The organism is Margalitia sp. FSL K6-0131 (assembly GCF_038008735.1).
Lineage (GTDB): Bacteria > Bacillota > Bacilli > Bacillales > Bacillaceae_C > Margalitia > Margalitia shackletonii.
Genome location: NZ_JBBOZS010000001.1, coordinates 2719116 through 2735507 on the forward strand (window position 1 = coordinate 2719116; position 16392 = coordinate 2735507).

Annotated in this window: 15 protein-coding genes; 3 read left to right on the forward strand and 12 right to left on the reverse strand. The window is 36.1% G+C overall.

Translation table 11 applies throughout. The annotated features are described in order from the left end of the window. Window positions 1-20 precede the first annotated feature (20 nt). The 5 genes from NSQ59_RS13285 to NSQ59_RS13305 are packed head-to-tail and all read right to left on the reverse strand — an operon-like array spanning window position 21 to window position 5179. Window positions 21-722, reverse strand: coding sequence for a CpsD/CapB family tyrosine-protein kinase (locus NSQ59_RS13285; protein WP_445669207.1), 702 nt, complete (start codon window positions 720-722; stop codon window positions 21-23). Further along, window positions 697-1440, reverse strand: a complete 744-nt coding sequence (locus NSQ59_RS13290; protein ID WP_340831632.1) for a YveK family protein — start codon at window positions 1438-1440, stop codon at window positions 697-699. The genes NSQ59_RS13285 and NSQ59_RS13290 overlap by 26 nt, the downstream gene beginning before the upstream one ends. A gap of 55 nt (window positions 1441-1495) precedes the next feature. Further along, window positions 1496-2659, reverse strand: a complete 1164-nt coding sequence (locus NSQ59_RS13295) for a DegT/DnrJ/EryC1/StrS family aminotransferase (RefSeq protein WP_340831633.1) — start codon at window positions 2657-2659, stop codon at window positions 1496-1498. Window positions 2660-2698: 39 nt separating this feature from the next. Next, window positions 2699-3325 (reverse strand): sugar transferase, encoded by a 627-nt coding sequence (locus tag NSQ59_RS13300; protein WP_340831635.1) that lies wholly within the window; start codon window positions 3323-3325, stop codon window positions 2699-2701. Window positions 3326-3352: 27 nt separating this feature from the next. Further along, window positions 3353-5179 carry a polysaccharide biosynthesis protein gene (locus NSQ59_RS13305; RefSeq protein WP_340831637.1) on the reverse strand — a complete coding sequence of 609 codons (1827 nt, stop codon included), beginning with the start codon at window positions 5177-5179 and terminating at the stop codon, window positions 3353-3355. A gap of 578 nt (window positions 5180-5757) precedes the next feature. Between NSQ59_RS13305 and msrA the strand changes: the two genes are divergently transcribed. Next, window positions 5758-6285, forward strand: a complete 528-nt coding sequence (gene msrA, locus NSQ59_RS13310) for a peptide-methionine (S)-S-oxide reductase MsrA (protein WP_340831639.1) — start codon at window positions 5758-5760, stop codon at window positions 6283-6285. A gap of 55 nt (window positions 6286-6340) precedes the next feature. Here msrA and NSQ59_RS13315 read toward each other — a convergent pair whose 3' ends face one another. The 4 genes from NSQ59_RS13315 to NSQ59_RS13330 all read right to left on the reverse strand — a co-directional run bounded on the left by NSQ59_RS13315 (window position 6341) and on the right by NSQ59_RS13330 (window position 11417). Next, window positions 6341-7978, reverse strand: a complete 1638-nt coding sequence (locus NSQ59_RS13315) for a PAS domain-containing sensor histidine kinase (RefSeq protein ID WP_340831641.1) — start codon at window positions 7976-7978, stop codon at window positions 6341-6343. A gap of 152 nt (window positions 7979-8130) precedes the next feature. Next, on the reverse strand, window positions 8131-9450 hold the full coding sequence (locus tag NSQ59_RS13320; protein WP_340831642.1) for an MFS transporter: 1320 nt from the start codon (window positions 9448-9450) through the stop codon (window positions 8131-8133). Between the two features lie 18 nt (window positions 9451-9468). Continuing rightward, window positions 9469-10011, reverse strand: coding sequence for an ArsR/SmtB family transcription factor (locus tag NSQ59_RS13325; RefSeq protein WP_055739800.1), 543 nt, complete (start codon window positions 10009-10011; stop codon window positions 9469-9471). A gap of 200 nt (window positions 10012-10211) precedes the next feature. Next, complete coding sequence (locus tag NSQ59_RS13330) at window positions 10212-11417, reverse strand: MFS transporter (RefSeq protein ID WP_340831646.1); 1206 nt, start codon at window positions 11415-11417, stop codon at window positions 10212-10214. 230 nt (window positions 11418-11647) lie between these two features. On the opposite strand from NSQ59_RS13330, the gene NSQ59_RS13335 reads away from it, so the two are divergent. Then, the gene (locus tag NSQ59_RS13335; RefSeq protein WP_340831648.1) at window positions 11648-12772 is read left to right on the forward strand and encodes an NAD(P)/FAD-dependent oxidoreductase; all 1125 of its coding nucleotides are present in this window, start codon (window positions 11648-11650) and stop codon (window positions 12770-12772) included. Window positions 12773-12858: 86 nt separating this feature from the next. Here the strand turns inward: NSQ59_RS13335 and NSQ59_RS13340 are convergent, their stop codons facing one another. Next, window positions 12859-13578 carry a YebC/PmpR family DNA-binding transcriptional regulator gene (locus NSQ59_RS13340; protein ID WP_340831651.1) on the reverse strand — a complete coding sequence of 240 codons (720 nt, stop codon included), beginning with the start codon at window positions 13576-13578 and terminating at the stop codon, window positions 12859-12861. Between the two features lie 229 nt (window positions 13579-13807). Between NSQ59_RS13340 and NSQ59_RS13345 the strand changes: the two genes are divergently transcribed. Continuing rightward, window positions 13808-14593 carry an HAD family hydrolase gene (locus NSQ59_RS13345; RefSeq protein ID WP_340831653.1) on the forward strand — a complete coding sequence of 262 codons (786 nt, stop codon included), beginning with the start codon at window positions 13808-13810 and terminating at the stop codon, window positions 14591-14593. A 52-nt stretch (window positions 14594-14645) separates the two neighbouring features. On the opposite strand, the gene NSQ59_RS13350 is transcribed toward NSQ59_RS13345, so the two are convergent. Then, entirely contained in the window at window positions 14646-14861 is a 216-nt protein-coding gene (locus NSQ59_RS13350; protein ID WP_055739823.1) for a hypothetical protein, read from the reverse strand. A 91-nt stretch (window positions 14862-14952) separates the two neighbouring features. Continuing rightward, entirely contained in the window at window positions 14953-16221 is a 1269-nt protein-coding gene (locus NSQ59_RS13355; RefSeq protein ID WP_126649971.1) for a serine hydrolase, read from the reverse strand. Window positions 16222-16392: the final 171 nt, after the last annotated feature.

Consider the following 16392-nt stretch of genomic DNA (forward strand, 5'->3'; position numbering starts at 1 on the left):
TAGTATGCAATTTAATTTCTTTACGGGCCATATTGATAATAATCCTCTCTCCTCTTTTGCTCGATACCATTCATTACGACCCCTATTAATCTTGCATTTGCCTGAAGTAAAATATTCTTAGATTTCAACGCAGCATCCTTTCGCGTTTTCCCGCTTGATACTACCATAATGACACCATCACATTTATTCGCTAATATTTGTGAGTCAGAAACAGCGAGAATAGGAGGTGTGTCAAACACTACATAATCAAATCCCGAGTGAAGCTGATAGATGAGCAGTTCCATTGCTTTTGATTCTAATAACTCCGATGGATTGGGAGGTATTGGTCCGCTTGTTAGAACTTCTAAATTATGGATATGGGTTTTTAATATGGCGTTTTCCAGGCTGATTTCTCGAGTCAATACATTTGTAAGTCCGTGCAGATTACTGATATTAAAAGAATAATGTACAGAAGGCTTTCTAAGATCAGAATCTACCAATATAACTCTCTTTCCTTGCTGCGCCAGAACGATTGATAAATTGGCAGAAGTTGTCGTTTTCCCATCTGCAGGTTCAGGCGAGGTAACCACAATTGTTTTTATTTCCTTATCGACAGAGGAAAATTGTATATTGTTTTTTAATAATCTGTACTGTTCGGTAATGTAAGATTGAGGTTGATAGTAAGTAATTAATTTTATTTCTTCTTTAACAATATTTTTATGCTTCCGAAGCAACTGTCTCATCTCCTGCTTTTTGTTTTGAGGATTTTTTTTTGCTTCTTGTTAATCGCTTTTCCATTTTTGGAATCGTTCCAATGACGGTCAAACCAAGGAGATCAATTATCTCTTGATCATTTTTTAACGTATTATCAAACATTTCAATCAAAAATGCGAATCCAGTCCCAAACATAAGTCCTACTAAAATACCAATGGTAATATTCAATACCTTATTTGGTTTTACTGGTATCGGATTTTGCTTTAATTCAGACTTAGCAAGGATACTGACATTATCGACTTTCATTATCGACTGAATATCATTTTGAAAGGTTTCTGCAACAGTATTCGCTATTTCTGTGGCTTTTGCTGCATTTTTATTTTGTACGATAATGGTAAAAACTTGTGAATTTTGCTGGCTGTTTACCGTTATATTTTTGCCGAGCTTTTCAGTGGTCATATCAAGATTAAGATTATTAATGACTTTGTCCAGAATGATGGGACTTTTTATAATGTCTCTATAGGTATTGATTAAATCTACATTACTTTGAAGTAATGCGGTGTCCAATTGATTATTGGAATTTCGTTGATTCACTAAGATTTGTGTAGAAGCTTGATACACAGGTGTTAAGACGAAATACGAAAGAATGCCGCTAATAGCAGCCACAAGTATTGTAAAGAGTACAATTAATAGCCAACGCTTTTTTAGGATTGTAAATATATCTAAAAATTTGATTGTTTTATCCATATATACCTCCATCATTAATCGTACTCTAATCTTTACTATTATCCTTGTCGTTGTGTTATTTTGAATGGATTAATAGGTTTTTCAAGCAATTTATTACTTTTATTTGTTCTTCTTTTGTCATATTTGTACCTGAAGGTAAGCAAATACCTGTTAAAAATAATTTTTCCGATATACTCTTCTCATTATTATGCGGATAGTATTTACTATTTTTGAAAAGAGGCTGTGTGTGAAGTGGTTTCCATACTGGTCTTGCCTCAATATCATTCTCCGCGAATGCGTCTACAATCTCACCTACTGTAATACCTGCCTTTTTATCATCAATGGTTAATACCGTTAACCATCTATTCGAAAAGCTATTCTCTAATTCTTTCATAAAAGATAAACAGGAATACCCCTCTAGTTCTCTTTTATATGTTTCAAAAATTTCCCTTTTGACCTTAATTCGTTCATCCAGCACTTCTAATTGACCTCTTCCGATTCCTGCCAGTACATTGCTTAGCCGATAATTATATCCTAATCTGCTATGAAGATAATATATTGCCGGATCTCTAGCCTGTGTAGCTAAAAACCGAGCCTTGTCTATTACTTCTGCGTTATCTGATACAAGCATTCCCCCACCTGATGTGGTAATTATTTTATTACCGTTAAACGAGAATATTCCATAATCACCGAAAGTTCCGCTGAATTTTCCTCTATATATCGTTCCCAACGATTCCGCTGCATCCTCAATAATAGGAACTTGATAGGCTTTACAGATTGAAAGCAATTCATCCATTTTAGCAGATTGCCCATAGAGATTTACGATAATAACTGCCTTAGGTAGTTTACCGTTCATAGCAGCATCTTCGAATGCCCTCTTTAAAGCATTGGGGCACATATTCCAAGAATTTGGCTCAGAGTCGATAAAGACGGGCTCTGCCCCTTGATACAGTATTGGATTTGCGCTGGCAACAAATGTAAGAGTGGAACAAAACACCGTATCCCCTCTATTGACATCCAATAAAGAAAGAGCCAAGTGAATGGCTGCAGTTCCTGAACTTACCGCAACAGCTCCCTTGGCTCCGATATAATTTGCTATTCCTTTTTCGAATTCATCTACATTAAATCCCAGCGGTGCAATCCAATTAGAATCGAATGCATCCTGTATATATTTCATTTCCTTACCGCTCATATGCGGGGTGGAAAGATAAATACGTTTGCCTTTTGTTGTATATAGCATCTAAGACACCTCTTAAAATAATAAATGCATGACCATTCTTTAAGCATGTTTTGAACCGCTATCCTCTCTTTCCATCGCGTAACTTCCTTTAAACTTCTCCATCGTAACATGGTGTTGCTGTGAAACACCTTCTTTTTTTAGAACCTTTTTCATTGTTAACCATAATATTTTTAAATCAAGAGATAATGACTGATGATTCACATACCATACATCTAGTTCGAATTTTTCTTCCCAGCTAATAGCATTTCTTCCATTCACTTGCGCCCATCCCGTAATCCCTGGTTTAACTAAATGTCTTTTTGCTTGTTCTTTTGTATATAACGGAAGATATTCCATTAGTAGCGGACGCGGGCCAACTAAGCTTAAATCCCCTTTTAAAACAATCAAAAGCTGAGGAAGCTCATCTAGACTATATCTTCTAAGAAATGTTCCAAACGAAGTTAAACGTTGTTCATCAGGAAGTAATTGTCCATCATTGTCTAGTTGATCATTCATACTTCGAAATTTATATAGATAAAATGGTTTTTCATATAATCCCGGACGTTCCTGCTTAAATAAGATTGGCGATCCTAACTTGATTCGAACTAATAACCCAATCATCAATATAAGTGGCAGTAATAGAATTAATAACATTAATGATAGGATCACATCTACTATTCTTTTCAATTGATTCTATCCACCTATCCAATTATTTTAAAATGATGCTCCCAATAATGCATGGTCCATCATTCTGTTATTCGCCAAATCTAAGAGTCTTCTTTTTAAATCTTCTTTATCAAAGAACAAAAAGTTTGTGATAATGTCCTCAATTTCATTTACATAAATAAGTGATCTTTTTCCTATATAAATATTGGGATAAATTTGTTGCTCATATCCTTCCTCTTTTTTAAGCAATTCTTCATAGAGTTTTTCTCCAGGTCTAATCCCGGTAAAGATAATGTCTATTTCATCATCCTTGTATCCGGATAGTTTGATTAATTTCTTTGCTAAATCTACAATTTTTAATGGTTCTCCCATATCAAGCACAAATATTTCTCCACCCTTGGAGAGGGCTCCCGCTTGAATTACTAGTCTTGATGCTTCTGGTATGGTCATAAAATATCGAACCATATCGGGATGTGTTACCGTTACCGGTCCGCCATTTTCAATTTGCTTTTTAAATAATGGGACAACACTTCCTCTGCTTTCTAAAACATTTCCGAATCTTACCGTAACAAACTTGGTTTCACTTACAGTATCAAAATATTGAATCATCATTTCCGCCAGTCTCTTGGTAGCCCCCATAACACTTGTGGGATTAACCGCCTTATCTGTAGATATCATGACGAATGTTCCAACTTTATATGAACTTGCAGCTTTTGCGAGATTTACAGTTCCTATTAAATTATTTTTAACGGCCTCTTCAGGATACTCCTCCATTAATGGAACATGTTTGTGTGCAGCAGCATGATAAACCACATCAGGCTGAAAGTTTTTCATAATAGTCATCATTTTATTTAAATCTTTTAGATCCCCGATGATAGGGATAAATTCAATACTGGAATTAGAAAATGTATTCCTTAGTTCTAAATCGACAGAATAAATACTATTCTCACCATGACCGAGCAATAATAGTTTTTTTGGTGCAAAATTTGAAATTTGTCTGCAAATTTCTGAACCAATAGATCCGCCAGCACCTGTAACTAAAATGATTTTATCCTTTATATATTCTGAAATACTTTCAATATCTAATTCGACAGGATCACGTCCTAATAAATCTTCTACCTTTACATCACGAAATTGATTAATAGAAACCTTTCCTGTTATTAAATCTTCAATCATAGGCAGATATTGAGTTTTCACCTTTGTTTTAACACATTCGTTGAAAATCACATTTAACTCCCTTTTCTTTAGTGAAGGGATTGCAATAATAATGTGATCAATATTTTGCAGTCTCACTATATTCTCAATTTCTGATACCCTGCCTAAGACAGGGATACCTAAAATATCAAGATTCATTTTTCTGCTATCATCATCAATAAAGCCTACTGGCAAAAGTTCTGCCTCATTCGATCGTTTTAGTTGTCTTGCTACCATAATTCCTGCAGAACCTGCACCAATTATTAAAGTTCTTTTCTTATTATTTGCTTTATTAAGAACGAAATTGCCTAGTATTCTCCAGCAGAATCTGGATCCGCCTATTAGTAAGATATTTAGCAGCCACGTAACAACTAGAACACGAAAATAAATATCATGATTAATCAGTTGTTGAACAAGCCCTGCTGTAAGAATGGATAAAGTTACTGATTTAAAAATAATTAGTAGTTCTTCAACACTCGCATACTCCCAAGCTTTTTTATATAGTTTAAATTTAAGGGAATAAAAATGATGGCTTATAAGTAAAACGATTGAACTAACTAAAATTGGGATAGTAACAATATAAAAGGAAGCTGTAACCAAAAATCTACTAAAGAATATTGCAGTTAACACGATTACTGAGTCCATAACGGCAAATAATGACATTCTTTGGCGATACGTCAATCGTACATTACCCCCTTTTTGTACAGCCTTTAAAATAACTCTATTTTTCTATCAAATTTTTTTTGTATAGTGATAAAAGAATAATGATGCGACTCTTCTCGAAGAATCGCATCATTATTCTTTTATTGAAGGATAGGAAAGTATAAAATTTTTCAACATCTAAATAATTTAACAAGTTTAATCTTGTCTAGCTCCAAGTGAACTACCTCACTGTGTTTCCTTTATCTCAAGACTGCGACTACGAAATCCGTACGCTAGAGCTGCGGCGCTTGCGCTTTTCTTATTTTATTGGGGCATTAAACCCCCCCTCACATCACACTCTTGACGACTAGCGTCTAAGGTTTTAGGACCCACAGCATGACCGAGTGTCTCCGTTTGATAATGGTTAGGAGGCATCACCATCATAAATATATTTCAATTATATTGTTATTATTCATTATTAAGAACAACAAGAGAGGATACATTATTTCTAAAATATAATTTTTTTATAACTAGATATAAGAGGTCTAATTATTGATTCCGCTCTACTAAAATGATAATATCCTAATTAATCAACCTTTATTGGGAGGAATTTCAACATGACAAAACAATTCGAGCTGGCAACCTTTGCGGGAGGATGCTTTTGGTGTATGGTTAAGCCATTTGATCAGTGGGATGGTATTGAGAAAGTAGTATCTGGCTATTCTGGAGGTCATGTGGAGAATCCAACATATAAAGATGTGAAGTCTGGAACTAGTGGACATTTTGAAGTCGTCCAAATTACGTTTGAGCCTTCCGTTTTTTCATATGAAAAGTTGTTGGAGATTTATTGGCAGCAGATTGATCCAACGGATGCGGGCGGGCAGTTTCATGATCGCGGGGATTCATACCGAACGGCAATTTTTTATCATAATGAAAAACAGAAAAAGCTTGCAGAAGAATCAAAGCAGGCACTTGCAGAGAGCGGAAAATTTAAGAAGCCAATTGTTACGGAGATCCTTCCTGCGATGACCTTCTATCCTGCTGAGGATTATCACCAAGATTTTTATAAAAAGAGTCCTGAGGAATATAAAGAAGATCGTCAAAAATCTGGACGTGACGAGTTTATCAAAACTCATTGGGAGTAAGCAGTTTTAAGGGATGTGTAAAATGGCACATCCCTATTATATTTGCACAATAATTTTATTGTTTAGATGGCACAGGTAGAATAATATCCACGGTGGTTCCCTTTCCAAGCTCACTTTCAAATAGAATTTTCCCATGGTGGGATTCGATAATTTTGAAACAAATGGTTAGTCCTAAGCCAGTCCCCTTTTCTTTATGAGAAAAGAACGGTTCGCCAATCCTTTTGAGACGTTCAGCAGATATCCCGATTCCCTTATCTTTCACTTGGATGAGAATGGATTTATTTTGATGTTTCGACACTTTAATTTGTACAGGCTTGCCTCGTGGGGATGCTTCGATAGCGTTTTTAATGATATTAATAAAAACTTGTTTTAATTGATTGGCATCACAGTTAATCATGGGGATTTCATCATCAGCATGTAACATTAATTCGACTGATTGCATATTGGATTCAGACTTAAGTAAAGAGGTTACATCTTCGAGAATTTGAATAACACTGCACTTTTTAAAAACGATCTCTTGGGGCTTTGCTAATACAAGAAGTTCACTTACAATTTCATTGATTCGATCAAGCTCATTCAAAATAATATCAAAATAGCGCTTGTTTTTTTGATCTTCTACTTCCAATAATTGGATAAAACCTTTAATAGAAGTGAGCGGATTTCGTACCTCATGAGCTACGCTTGCTGCCAGCTCTCCCACAACTGAAAGCTTTTCTGTTTTTCTTAAGTTTTCCTCTGTTTCCTTTAACTTTGTGATATCTCTTCCATAGCCGATAACCCCTACCAGTTGATCATTAATCTTCATCGGCACGGTTGTACAGTTTAAAATCAGCTTTTTGCCAGCCTTACATTTAATTATTACTTCACTGACGGTCGGGCTTCCTCCACTCAAAATAATGTTAAATTGTTCAAGAATCTTCTCCCGGCTTTCAGCGATAATTAACTCAAATATTGGCTTTCCAACAAACTCTTCACGCCGATAGCCACTGATAATTTCAAAACCGGGATTCAATTGTGTTATTGTTCCATTTAAGTTCACCATAAAGACAAGATCCGGATTATATTCGAACAAAGATTTATATTGCTGTTGACTCTCACTTAGTTTTTGCTCTGTCGTTAATCTCTCCGTTATATCTCTGCCAATTACAACTAATGCTTTTCTGCTGCCATCTGGGTTAAAGAGGGGCACCCTGATGGTTTCAAAGGTCTTCATCTCTCCGCTGGGAAGCAGAATTTTTTCCTCATTTCGAAATTGCTTTCCTTTTTTCCATGCAAGCTCATCAATCTCCTTGTTTTGAAGCAATGTTTTACGGTAAAAGGGGTTTAAGTTTGTGAGATCGATATCTGTTTTTCCTTTATATTGGACATGTTCTAATTGAAAAAGCTTTAGACTAAATTGGTTTGCTTGAATCCATCTCCCTTCCCCATCTTTAAATATAACGTAATCTACCATCGAATTAATAAGGGTGGAGAGTTTTCTTTCCTCCTGTTTGATGAAATCAAATTCTTCTTTTTTAATGAGCGAAAAATAAATAAAACCGCCTGTCATCATGATATAAAGAATCCCTTTAATTCTTTCCACTATTAATACTACAGATAAATTCAGTCCTAAATATTTCATCAGATATTCAGTTAGGAAAATCCAAATAAAGCTTGCTATTAAATATAAAAGCAGAATTTTTGATTTTCGCAAGTAAGCCGCCTTCTTTGCATGCTAATTTTCTTCGTACAGATGAAATTATTTTAATATAGTTTTTACAATGGAATCAAATGCAAAAAAACGGAAATGAATATCTTTCAATATAAGTGACAAAAGAAAGAGCCTGCACTAAGAACAGGCCAAGTCTACGAAACAGAAGCAGGAACGACAGAATCCTTTAGTTTATTATCCTCATCCAATAATTTAATTTCTTTATGAAATGAAAGAATAACCGACGTTAAAACCCAAATCAACCCTAAAATCATCAGAAACAATCGTATTCCGCCATTTTCACCCACTCCAAACCATCCACCAAGAAATTGGCCGCCAAGTGCATGAGAGTCCATCAACGGGGTAAATACATGATCTAATAGTGGTGCTGATAATAAGTAGGAAATTGGCATAAGGGACATGGCAATCATTCTGCGTAAAGCGAATACACGACCTTGGATGTTAAGTTCCACTTTACTTTGCCAAATAACCTGCGAACACGTATTTCCAAAAGGTAAAAAGAAAAAGGATAGGAAGATAAATATGCACATCACCGGAATAGAATGGCAAATCCAAATGAAGGTAAAACAGATGGAGCTAATTAGGCCAAATCCAAAAACACCTCTTGTTTTTCGTTTCGGACCACCCCAAGCACTCATCACCAATCCGCCTAAAACCATGCTTACTCCAATACATGACATAACAAATCCAAGGCTTTTTGTATTACTTATGGAGAGGATTAACGGTTGTAGCAGGACATTTTCGAATCCTAGTATAAAATTAGCCAATGAAAAATAAGTTAAAAACCATAACAAAGCCTTGTTCAGTCGTAAATATTGAATTCCGTCTTTAATATCTAATAAAATGGATTGTTTTTTTCTAAAGGATTCACAAGCATGTATTGGCGGAATTTTTACAACTAACAAAGAGAATATTGCTATAAAGAAAGATAAGAAATCGATGATGAGGATTCCCTGTAGATGTATAAAAGGCAGTAAGATCCCTGCAATTGGTGGAGCAACTATACTGGAAGCGGCATCTGACATTTGAATAAGACCGTTTGCACGTCCAAGATGTTTCTTTTCTACGATTTGCGCCACAATCGCTTGATAAGCTGGAAACTGCATTGCCCCCGCAATGGACCACATGATGACAGCTGTATATATATGCCATAACTGAAGTTGCGAAAAGAAAAGGGTAACAAATATTCCGAGTGTTGCAATTCCTGATAAACAATCGCTTGCAAGCATCATCCCTTTTCGATTCCACTTGTCTACGAGTGCACCGGCAAATGGTGAAATGAGAAGACCTGGAATAGACATACAAAGCAGTGTAATCGCAAAATTGGATACAGACCCTGTCTTTTGCAAAATATATACCCCTAAAGCAAAGGTTGTTAAACTTGAACCTAATAAGGACCCTAATTGACCGCCCCATAAGAATAAAAATGATTGAAACCCCTTATAACCTTCCACTTGTTTTCCCCCATTGGATTAAGATTTTGCAAACATGGAAATAAAAATTCCATAATTTTTATCGCCCTTAGGTTCTCTGGATTTGATTCTCTTCTCCCACTTCTCCATTAAAGTAATTAATTCTGTTTCTAATTCTTGTTTCTCCGTTAGATTTAGATGTAAATTTAAACTTCGGAATAAACTATGGTCCGGATGATGATCAAAAGACTCTAATAGCTGTTTTTTCATATCGCTTATCGTTTTATCTACTATTTGCTGTTTCCCTTCTGTATCTAACTGGTTGATTAGAATTCTCACATCCTTCGCAATCGGCAAATAGTATTTTTCGATAATCCCGTTTACCTCCTTTGTATCATACAGAAAGAGGAGTCCCACCTTTACTAACTCCCGAATATGGTAATGAACCTTCGAGGGTGAAAGGCCAAGTTCATCCGCGAGTTGCTTTGCTGATCTCGGTTTTTGGTCAAAATAAATGGAAAATATCTTCATCCTTAATTCATTTGTTAATACCTTCGCTTCCTCAAGCGTGGTAATTTCATATACCTCCAATTGTTCCTTCATATTTCCTGTCACCTTCAATTTTTATTTATCGTTCAAATTAATTTGAACGTCTTCTTATAAAATATTATATGTAACATCAAAAAAAATGCGCAATGAAAATTTAGAAAAGTTAGTCAAATGCGAGTTTACACTAAATATAGATCTAATAATCCTTACCAAGTATGACAAAAAAAGCTATCCCAACAGGATAGCTTTTTATACTAATCAAGCTCCACTTGCTTCGTTTCCTTACCAAGGAACAAAACGAATAATACGCCAATAACAATGGATATGCAAAAAATTGTAAAAATATAATCAGTGGATACTTTTTGAGATACAAGATTTCCCACTAATAATGGACCGAAAATACCGCCAATTCGTCCAAAAGCTGCCGCCATACCTGTACCTGTTCCACGGATAACCGTTGGATATTGCTCTGGTGAATAGGCGTAAAGTGCTCCCCATGCGCCTAAATTAAAGAAAGAAAGGAACATTCCGGACACAATTAGCATCGTTAAGCTTTCCCCATTTCCAAAAAGGTAAGCAAATATTGCTGTTCCCAGTAAAAAAGTTACGAGAACAAATTTTCTACCTACTTTTTCAATTAGCCAAGCTGCTGTAAAATAACCTGGGAGCTGTGCTAACGTCATGATTAACACATATTCAAAGCTTTTAATAAGGCTGAATCCCTTTAATACCATCACACTTGGAAGCCATAGAAACATTCCGTAATAAGAAAATACGACTGTAAACCAGACAACCCATAGCATTAATGTTCTTTTTGCATATTTTTTTGACCAAACCTGTTCGATTTTTTTAAGGACAGATTCGCGCTTTTCTTTATTCATCGTTTGAAATCTTGGTGAATCAGGTAGGCTTAAGCGTAAATATAAAGCATAGAAAGCTGGGATGGTACAAATTAACAATGCAATTTGCCAGCCAAATTTCGGGATAACAAAATAAGAAATTAGCGCCGCAATTAACCAGCCGCCAGCCCAAAAACTTTCTAATAAAACGACTACTCTTCCTCTGTCTTTCGTCGGAACACTCTCGGAAACGAGAGTCGAAGCTACCGGCAATTCTCCTCCTAACCCCATACCAATGAGAAAACGTAAAATAAGAAAAATAGTTAAGGTTGGTGCAAGTGCTGAAAGTCCACTGCCAATAGAAAAGAACAATAAAGTGATCATAAAAATGGATTTTCGTCCAAATTTATCCGCTAATATCCCAAAAAGGAGTGCCCCGACAGCCATTCCGATAGAATTAATACTGCCAATCCACCCCATTTGTGCAGGGTTTAGATTCCAATCCTTTGCAAGTGCAGCAATTACAAAGGATAAAATACCTACATCCAAGGCATCAAACATCCACCCTGTTCCGGAGATGAGAAGCAGTTTTCTTTGAGACACCGCTATACTTTTTTCCATAATGATGTACTCCTTCTATAATGTAAATTTTTTGAGAATAATAGTTTCACAAATAATTACTTATTCCAACATGAAATATAACACTTTAATGTACAGATGTAAAGACACCTTTAAAGACAAAAAATTCATTTATTGGGTTTCATTAATTGTTTCAAACCAATTTAATAAGATTTCTTGAATTAAATAGGTGTTCATGGTTATCATTAATCTGGACTAAAGTTAAAAAAAGGATGTTTTTTATGAAAAAGTATATTGTGGTTGGAGCAGGAATTCTCGGTGCCTCCACTGCCTATCATCTTGCAAAAGCAAAAGCGGAAGTAATAGTCGTAGATCGAAAAGACATTGGTCAGGCAACAGATGCAGCGGCAGGGATTGTATGTCCATGGCTCTCACAGAGAAGGAATAAAGCGTGGTACCAATTGGCTAAGGGCGGAGCAAAATATTATCCAACTCTTATAAAAGAACTTGAAAAAGATCACGAAAAAAATACAGGGTATGCGCGGGTAGGTGCTATCAGTATCCATAGGGATAAGGAAAAATTGATAGCTATGGAGAAGCGGGCTTTGAAGCGTAAAGATGAAGCACCCGAAATGGGAGAAGTGTCCATCCTCACTCCCGAAGAAACGCGAGAATTGTTTCCCCCGCTAGCTGATGGCTATGGTGCGGTTCACGTCAGCGGAGCTGCACGCGTTGATGGACGAGCACTTCGTGATTCCTTATTAAATGGTGCCAAAAAACATGGAGCAAAAATCATCATTGGTGATGCTACACTCCTATTTGAAGGCAAGCAAGTTTCGGGTATTTCCGTAGATGGAAACTCCATTTTTGCTGATTCCGTCATTGTTACAGCTGGAGCATGGGCAAATCAACTTTTAGAGCCGCTTGGCGTAAACTTTCAAGTTCATTTTCAAAAGGCTCAAATTATTCATTTGGAATTACCTCAAGTAAATACAAGTGAATGGCCCGTAGTGATGCCTCCAAGTGATCAATATCTATTAGCTTTTGACGAAGGCCGGATTGTGATTGGGGCAACACATGAAAATAATGTGGGATTCGATACTCGAATTACTGCCGGTGGAATGCAGGAAATTTTCAACAAAGCTTTGGAGATCGCTCCAGGATTAATGGAAAGTACATATATGGAAACTAGAGTTGGATTTCGTCCTTTTACTCCTGAATTTTTACCCGTTATCGGGGAACTACCTGGGTATAAAGGTATTTTTGTGGCAAATGGACTTGGGGCATCAGGATTAACAATGGGGCCATTTATTGGATCAGAGCTTGCTAAGCTTGCCCTAGGTAGCAAAACTGACATTGACCTGGATTTGTATGATGTCGCAGGAGCTATAAAGTAACTCGAGGGATTACGGTTGGCGACTCAACGGACATGGAATTCTCTAATATCTAAAAAAGCAGATCTTCTCAAGATCTGCTTTTTGCATTACTCCCCTAAATCCACATTATGATACACTTGCTGAACATCATCTAAATCTTCTAATGCATCAATTAGTTTTTCAAATTTAGCTTTTGCCTCGTCATCAAGGGTTACTTCATTTTGAGCCATCATCGTAATTTCGGCAACAGAGAATTCCGTTATTCCTGCTTGTTTGAATGCTTCCTGTACGGCGTTAAATTGGTCTGGATCAGCATATACGATAACTGAATCTTCTTCTTCGATGATGTCACGTACATCTACATCTGCTTCCATTAAAAGTTCTAGTGCTTCTTCTTCCGATTTTCCTTCAACACCAATTACAGCTGTTGAGTCAAACATATACGCAACAGAACCACTTACACCCATGTTACCGCCATTTTTACCAAATGCAGCACGGACATCTGCAGCTGTGCGATTTACGTTATTTGTCAAGGCGTCAACAATTACCATAGAACCGTTCGGACCAAAGCCTTCGTAGCGTAGCTCATCATAGCTTTCATCTGAACCGCCTTTTGCTTTTTCAATAGCACGATCAATGATATGTTTTGGAACATTATATGTTTTAGCGCGTTCAAGTACGAATTTTAACGCTTGGTTTGCTTCAGGATCTGGTTCACCTTGTTTTGCCACTACATATATCTCACGGCCAAACTTAGCATAAATTCTACTTGTATTAGCATCCTTTGATGCTTTTTTGTCCTTAATATTATTCCATTTACGACCCATTTTTGAACACTCTCTTTCTGCTTTGAATCTTACAACGAAAAATTTAGTATGTTAGGTTATAATGTCGTATTCTTGCATTCTATATTATACCGCAAAAACTGGATTTGTTAAATGCTTAAACCATTAGCCATTCAATAAAGTACTTTTTGTACCGACTTTAGAGGAACAAGAATTTATATTTTATGATAAAATGCACTTGTATATAAAAAGATATAATGGGAGAAGGATCATGAGTAACTATAAAATCTTATTTTTAGATATTGACGGAACGATTATGCGTCCAGATGATACGATAGAGGACTCTACTAAAAAAGCAATTAAAGAAGTAAAACAGCAAGGGATTGAAGTTATTCTGGCAACTGGGAGACCGCTCCACGAGATTTATGATATAGCAAAAGAGCTTAGTATCCATTCGTTTATCGGCTATAATGGCGCTTATGCCGTTTATAAAGGGAATAGTGTTGTTAAAGAACCAATGGATTCTTTTCTGATTGAAAAATACATTCAGATAGCTAAAAAGCATCATCATGAAATTGTTTTTTATACACATGAAAAAAATGCTTTTTTAGACATGGAGTCTCCATTTACTAAAGAAATTACGGAGAAATTTCATTTACAACAGAATATCGCTTTTACTGCTGATATAGTAAAGGATATTCTTGGTTTGACGCTTATTAATGTAGACGAAAATGAAACAAGTCTGTATGATCAAGAAGGTATTCACCTTTCTCAAGTGAATGTGGATGGTTTGCGTCATTGCTATGATGTTATTCGCGATAAAGTGAATAAAGGGTATGCTGTAAGTAAAGTTCTCGATTATCTTAACTTACCTTCAGAATGTGCTATCGCTTTTGGTGACGGTATGAATGATAAAGAAATGCTTCAAGTTGTCGGAGAGGGTTTTGCCATGGGAAATGGTCACCCAGATCTGTTTGCCTATGCAAAGCATAAGACTACGGAAGTAACTAATTCCGGTGTATACAACGGATTGAAGAGTCTTGGACTAGTCAAATAAACTTTAGTCTTCTCAATGGAGAAGGCTTTTTTATTCCCTTAATATACTAAAATCATTTCTCTTTAATATACATAATGAAAAAGGGGATTTGAAAAACGATGGCAGAAAAAATTTTAGAGCTTTGTTGTACAAATAATAATTGCAAAACGTGGTTTCGTTCACCTTTTTCATTTGGTAATTTAGACGTTTTTAATGTAAGCGCATTCAAAGGATTGCAAGCACAATGTCCATTATGCGGACATATGGTAACCGGCTCTGCAGATAACATCCGAATATCCACCATCAACTAGCGGTGTCAGGTATCAAGGGTGTTACCAAAAATTGCATTCCTATCGAAAAACCTGCCATAATTGGCAGGTTTATTTTATAGCTTGATATACTGTATCCGCAATATCAGCAGTTAATGGAGTAGTACTTGGATATGTACCATCTTTTGGTAATCCGTTATTTTGTTTATTCGTTAATACGATAATTTGTAAATTATAGTTCGGATCAATAATCACTTGTGTTCCAGTAGACCCATTATGACCAAATGCATCCCTAGAATGAAGTTTTCCCATAAATGGTTGATTTCTCTCCCACCCTAACCCTTGACCAAACCGATCTTCGGATGTGAATTCTTCAATTGTTTTGTCCTTAAAAATGTCCGTTTTTCCGTATTTTCCACCATTCATAAACATCTGTCCTATGACTGCTAAATCTTTTGCAGATGAAAATAACCCTGCATGGCCGGCAACCCCATTATTCGCATAAAAGCTGTTTCCGTCTTCCACTTCTCCAACATAAGTATAGGATCTCCATTTTGAAAACTGATCCGGGTCTAAGCCAAGTTCAGATATCTCATTGTATTCATATGGATTTCCCCAAGAAGTTGCAGCAATATCTTTCATTCCCTTTTTGTTTGGTGAGAACATGATACGTTTTAAACCAAGCGGGCGATAAAATTGCGTTTCTGCATAAGTTTCAAGTGATTCATGAGTTACCTTTTCAACGATATAACCAAGCAGCATAAAATTAAAGTCACTATACACACGTTTTGAACCTGTATTGTAATCTAACTTCAAGTTTTCAATAAATTTCAATACCTCTGATGAGTCATTTGCATATAAATAAGCTGGTTCCCAGTAAGGTAAACCGGAAGTATGAGTTAACAAATCTTCTATTGTAATCGCGGATTTTCCATTCTTGCCGAAATCCGGAAAATACTTAACAACTGGGTCATGGATCGAAATCTTCCCATCTTCCACCAGCTTCATTACTGCTTGTGTTGTAGCCATCACCTTTGTAATAGAAGCGAGATCAAACATCGTGTTAACCGTCATTTTTCTTGGATTTGCAAGTGGAAGCCCTTTATCATATTTTTCAGCATAACCGTACGCCGAGTCCTTTATGATTTTTCCATCCTTGGAAATAAGAACTACCGCTCCAGGGGTGACCCCGTCTGTTATTGCTTTCGTTACAATGGAATCAATTTGTGATAATTTACTGCTGTCCACTCCAACTTGTCCTGGTTTGGCAGGTGATAACACTAAATTTTCCTTTTTCTTTGAATGCGTATGTGGGTTCAAAGAAAAGTAGGATACAAAACCTAGTAAGATAATTATGGTCGGTATGAGTATTTTTTTCATAAAATAACTCCTAAATAGTAATACTATCTGCACTATCTTATACCCAATTAATTTCCGATTCAAGTTTTAAAAAAGGACATCTAATATTCCCGTGGACATATGGTATCATTGCATATTTTCAAGAAAAGAATGGTATGCAATTTCATCGATAAAAAATGCCTCATCCTAAAT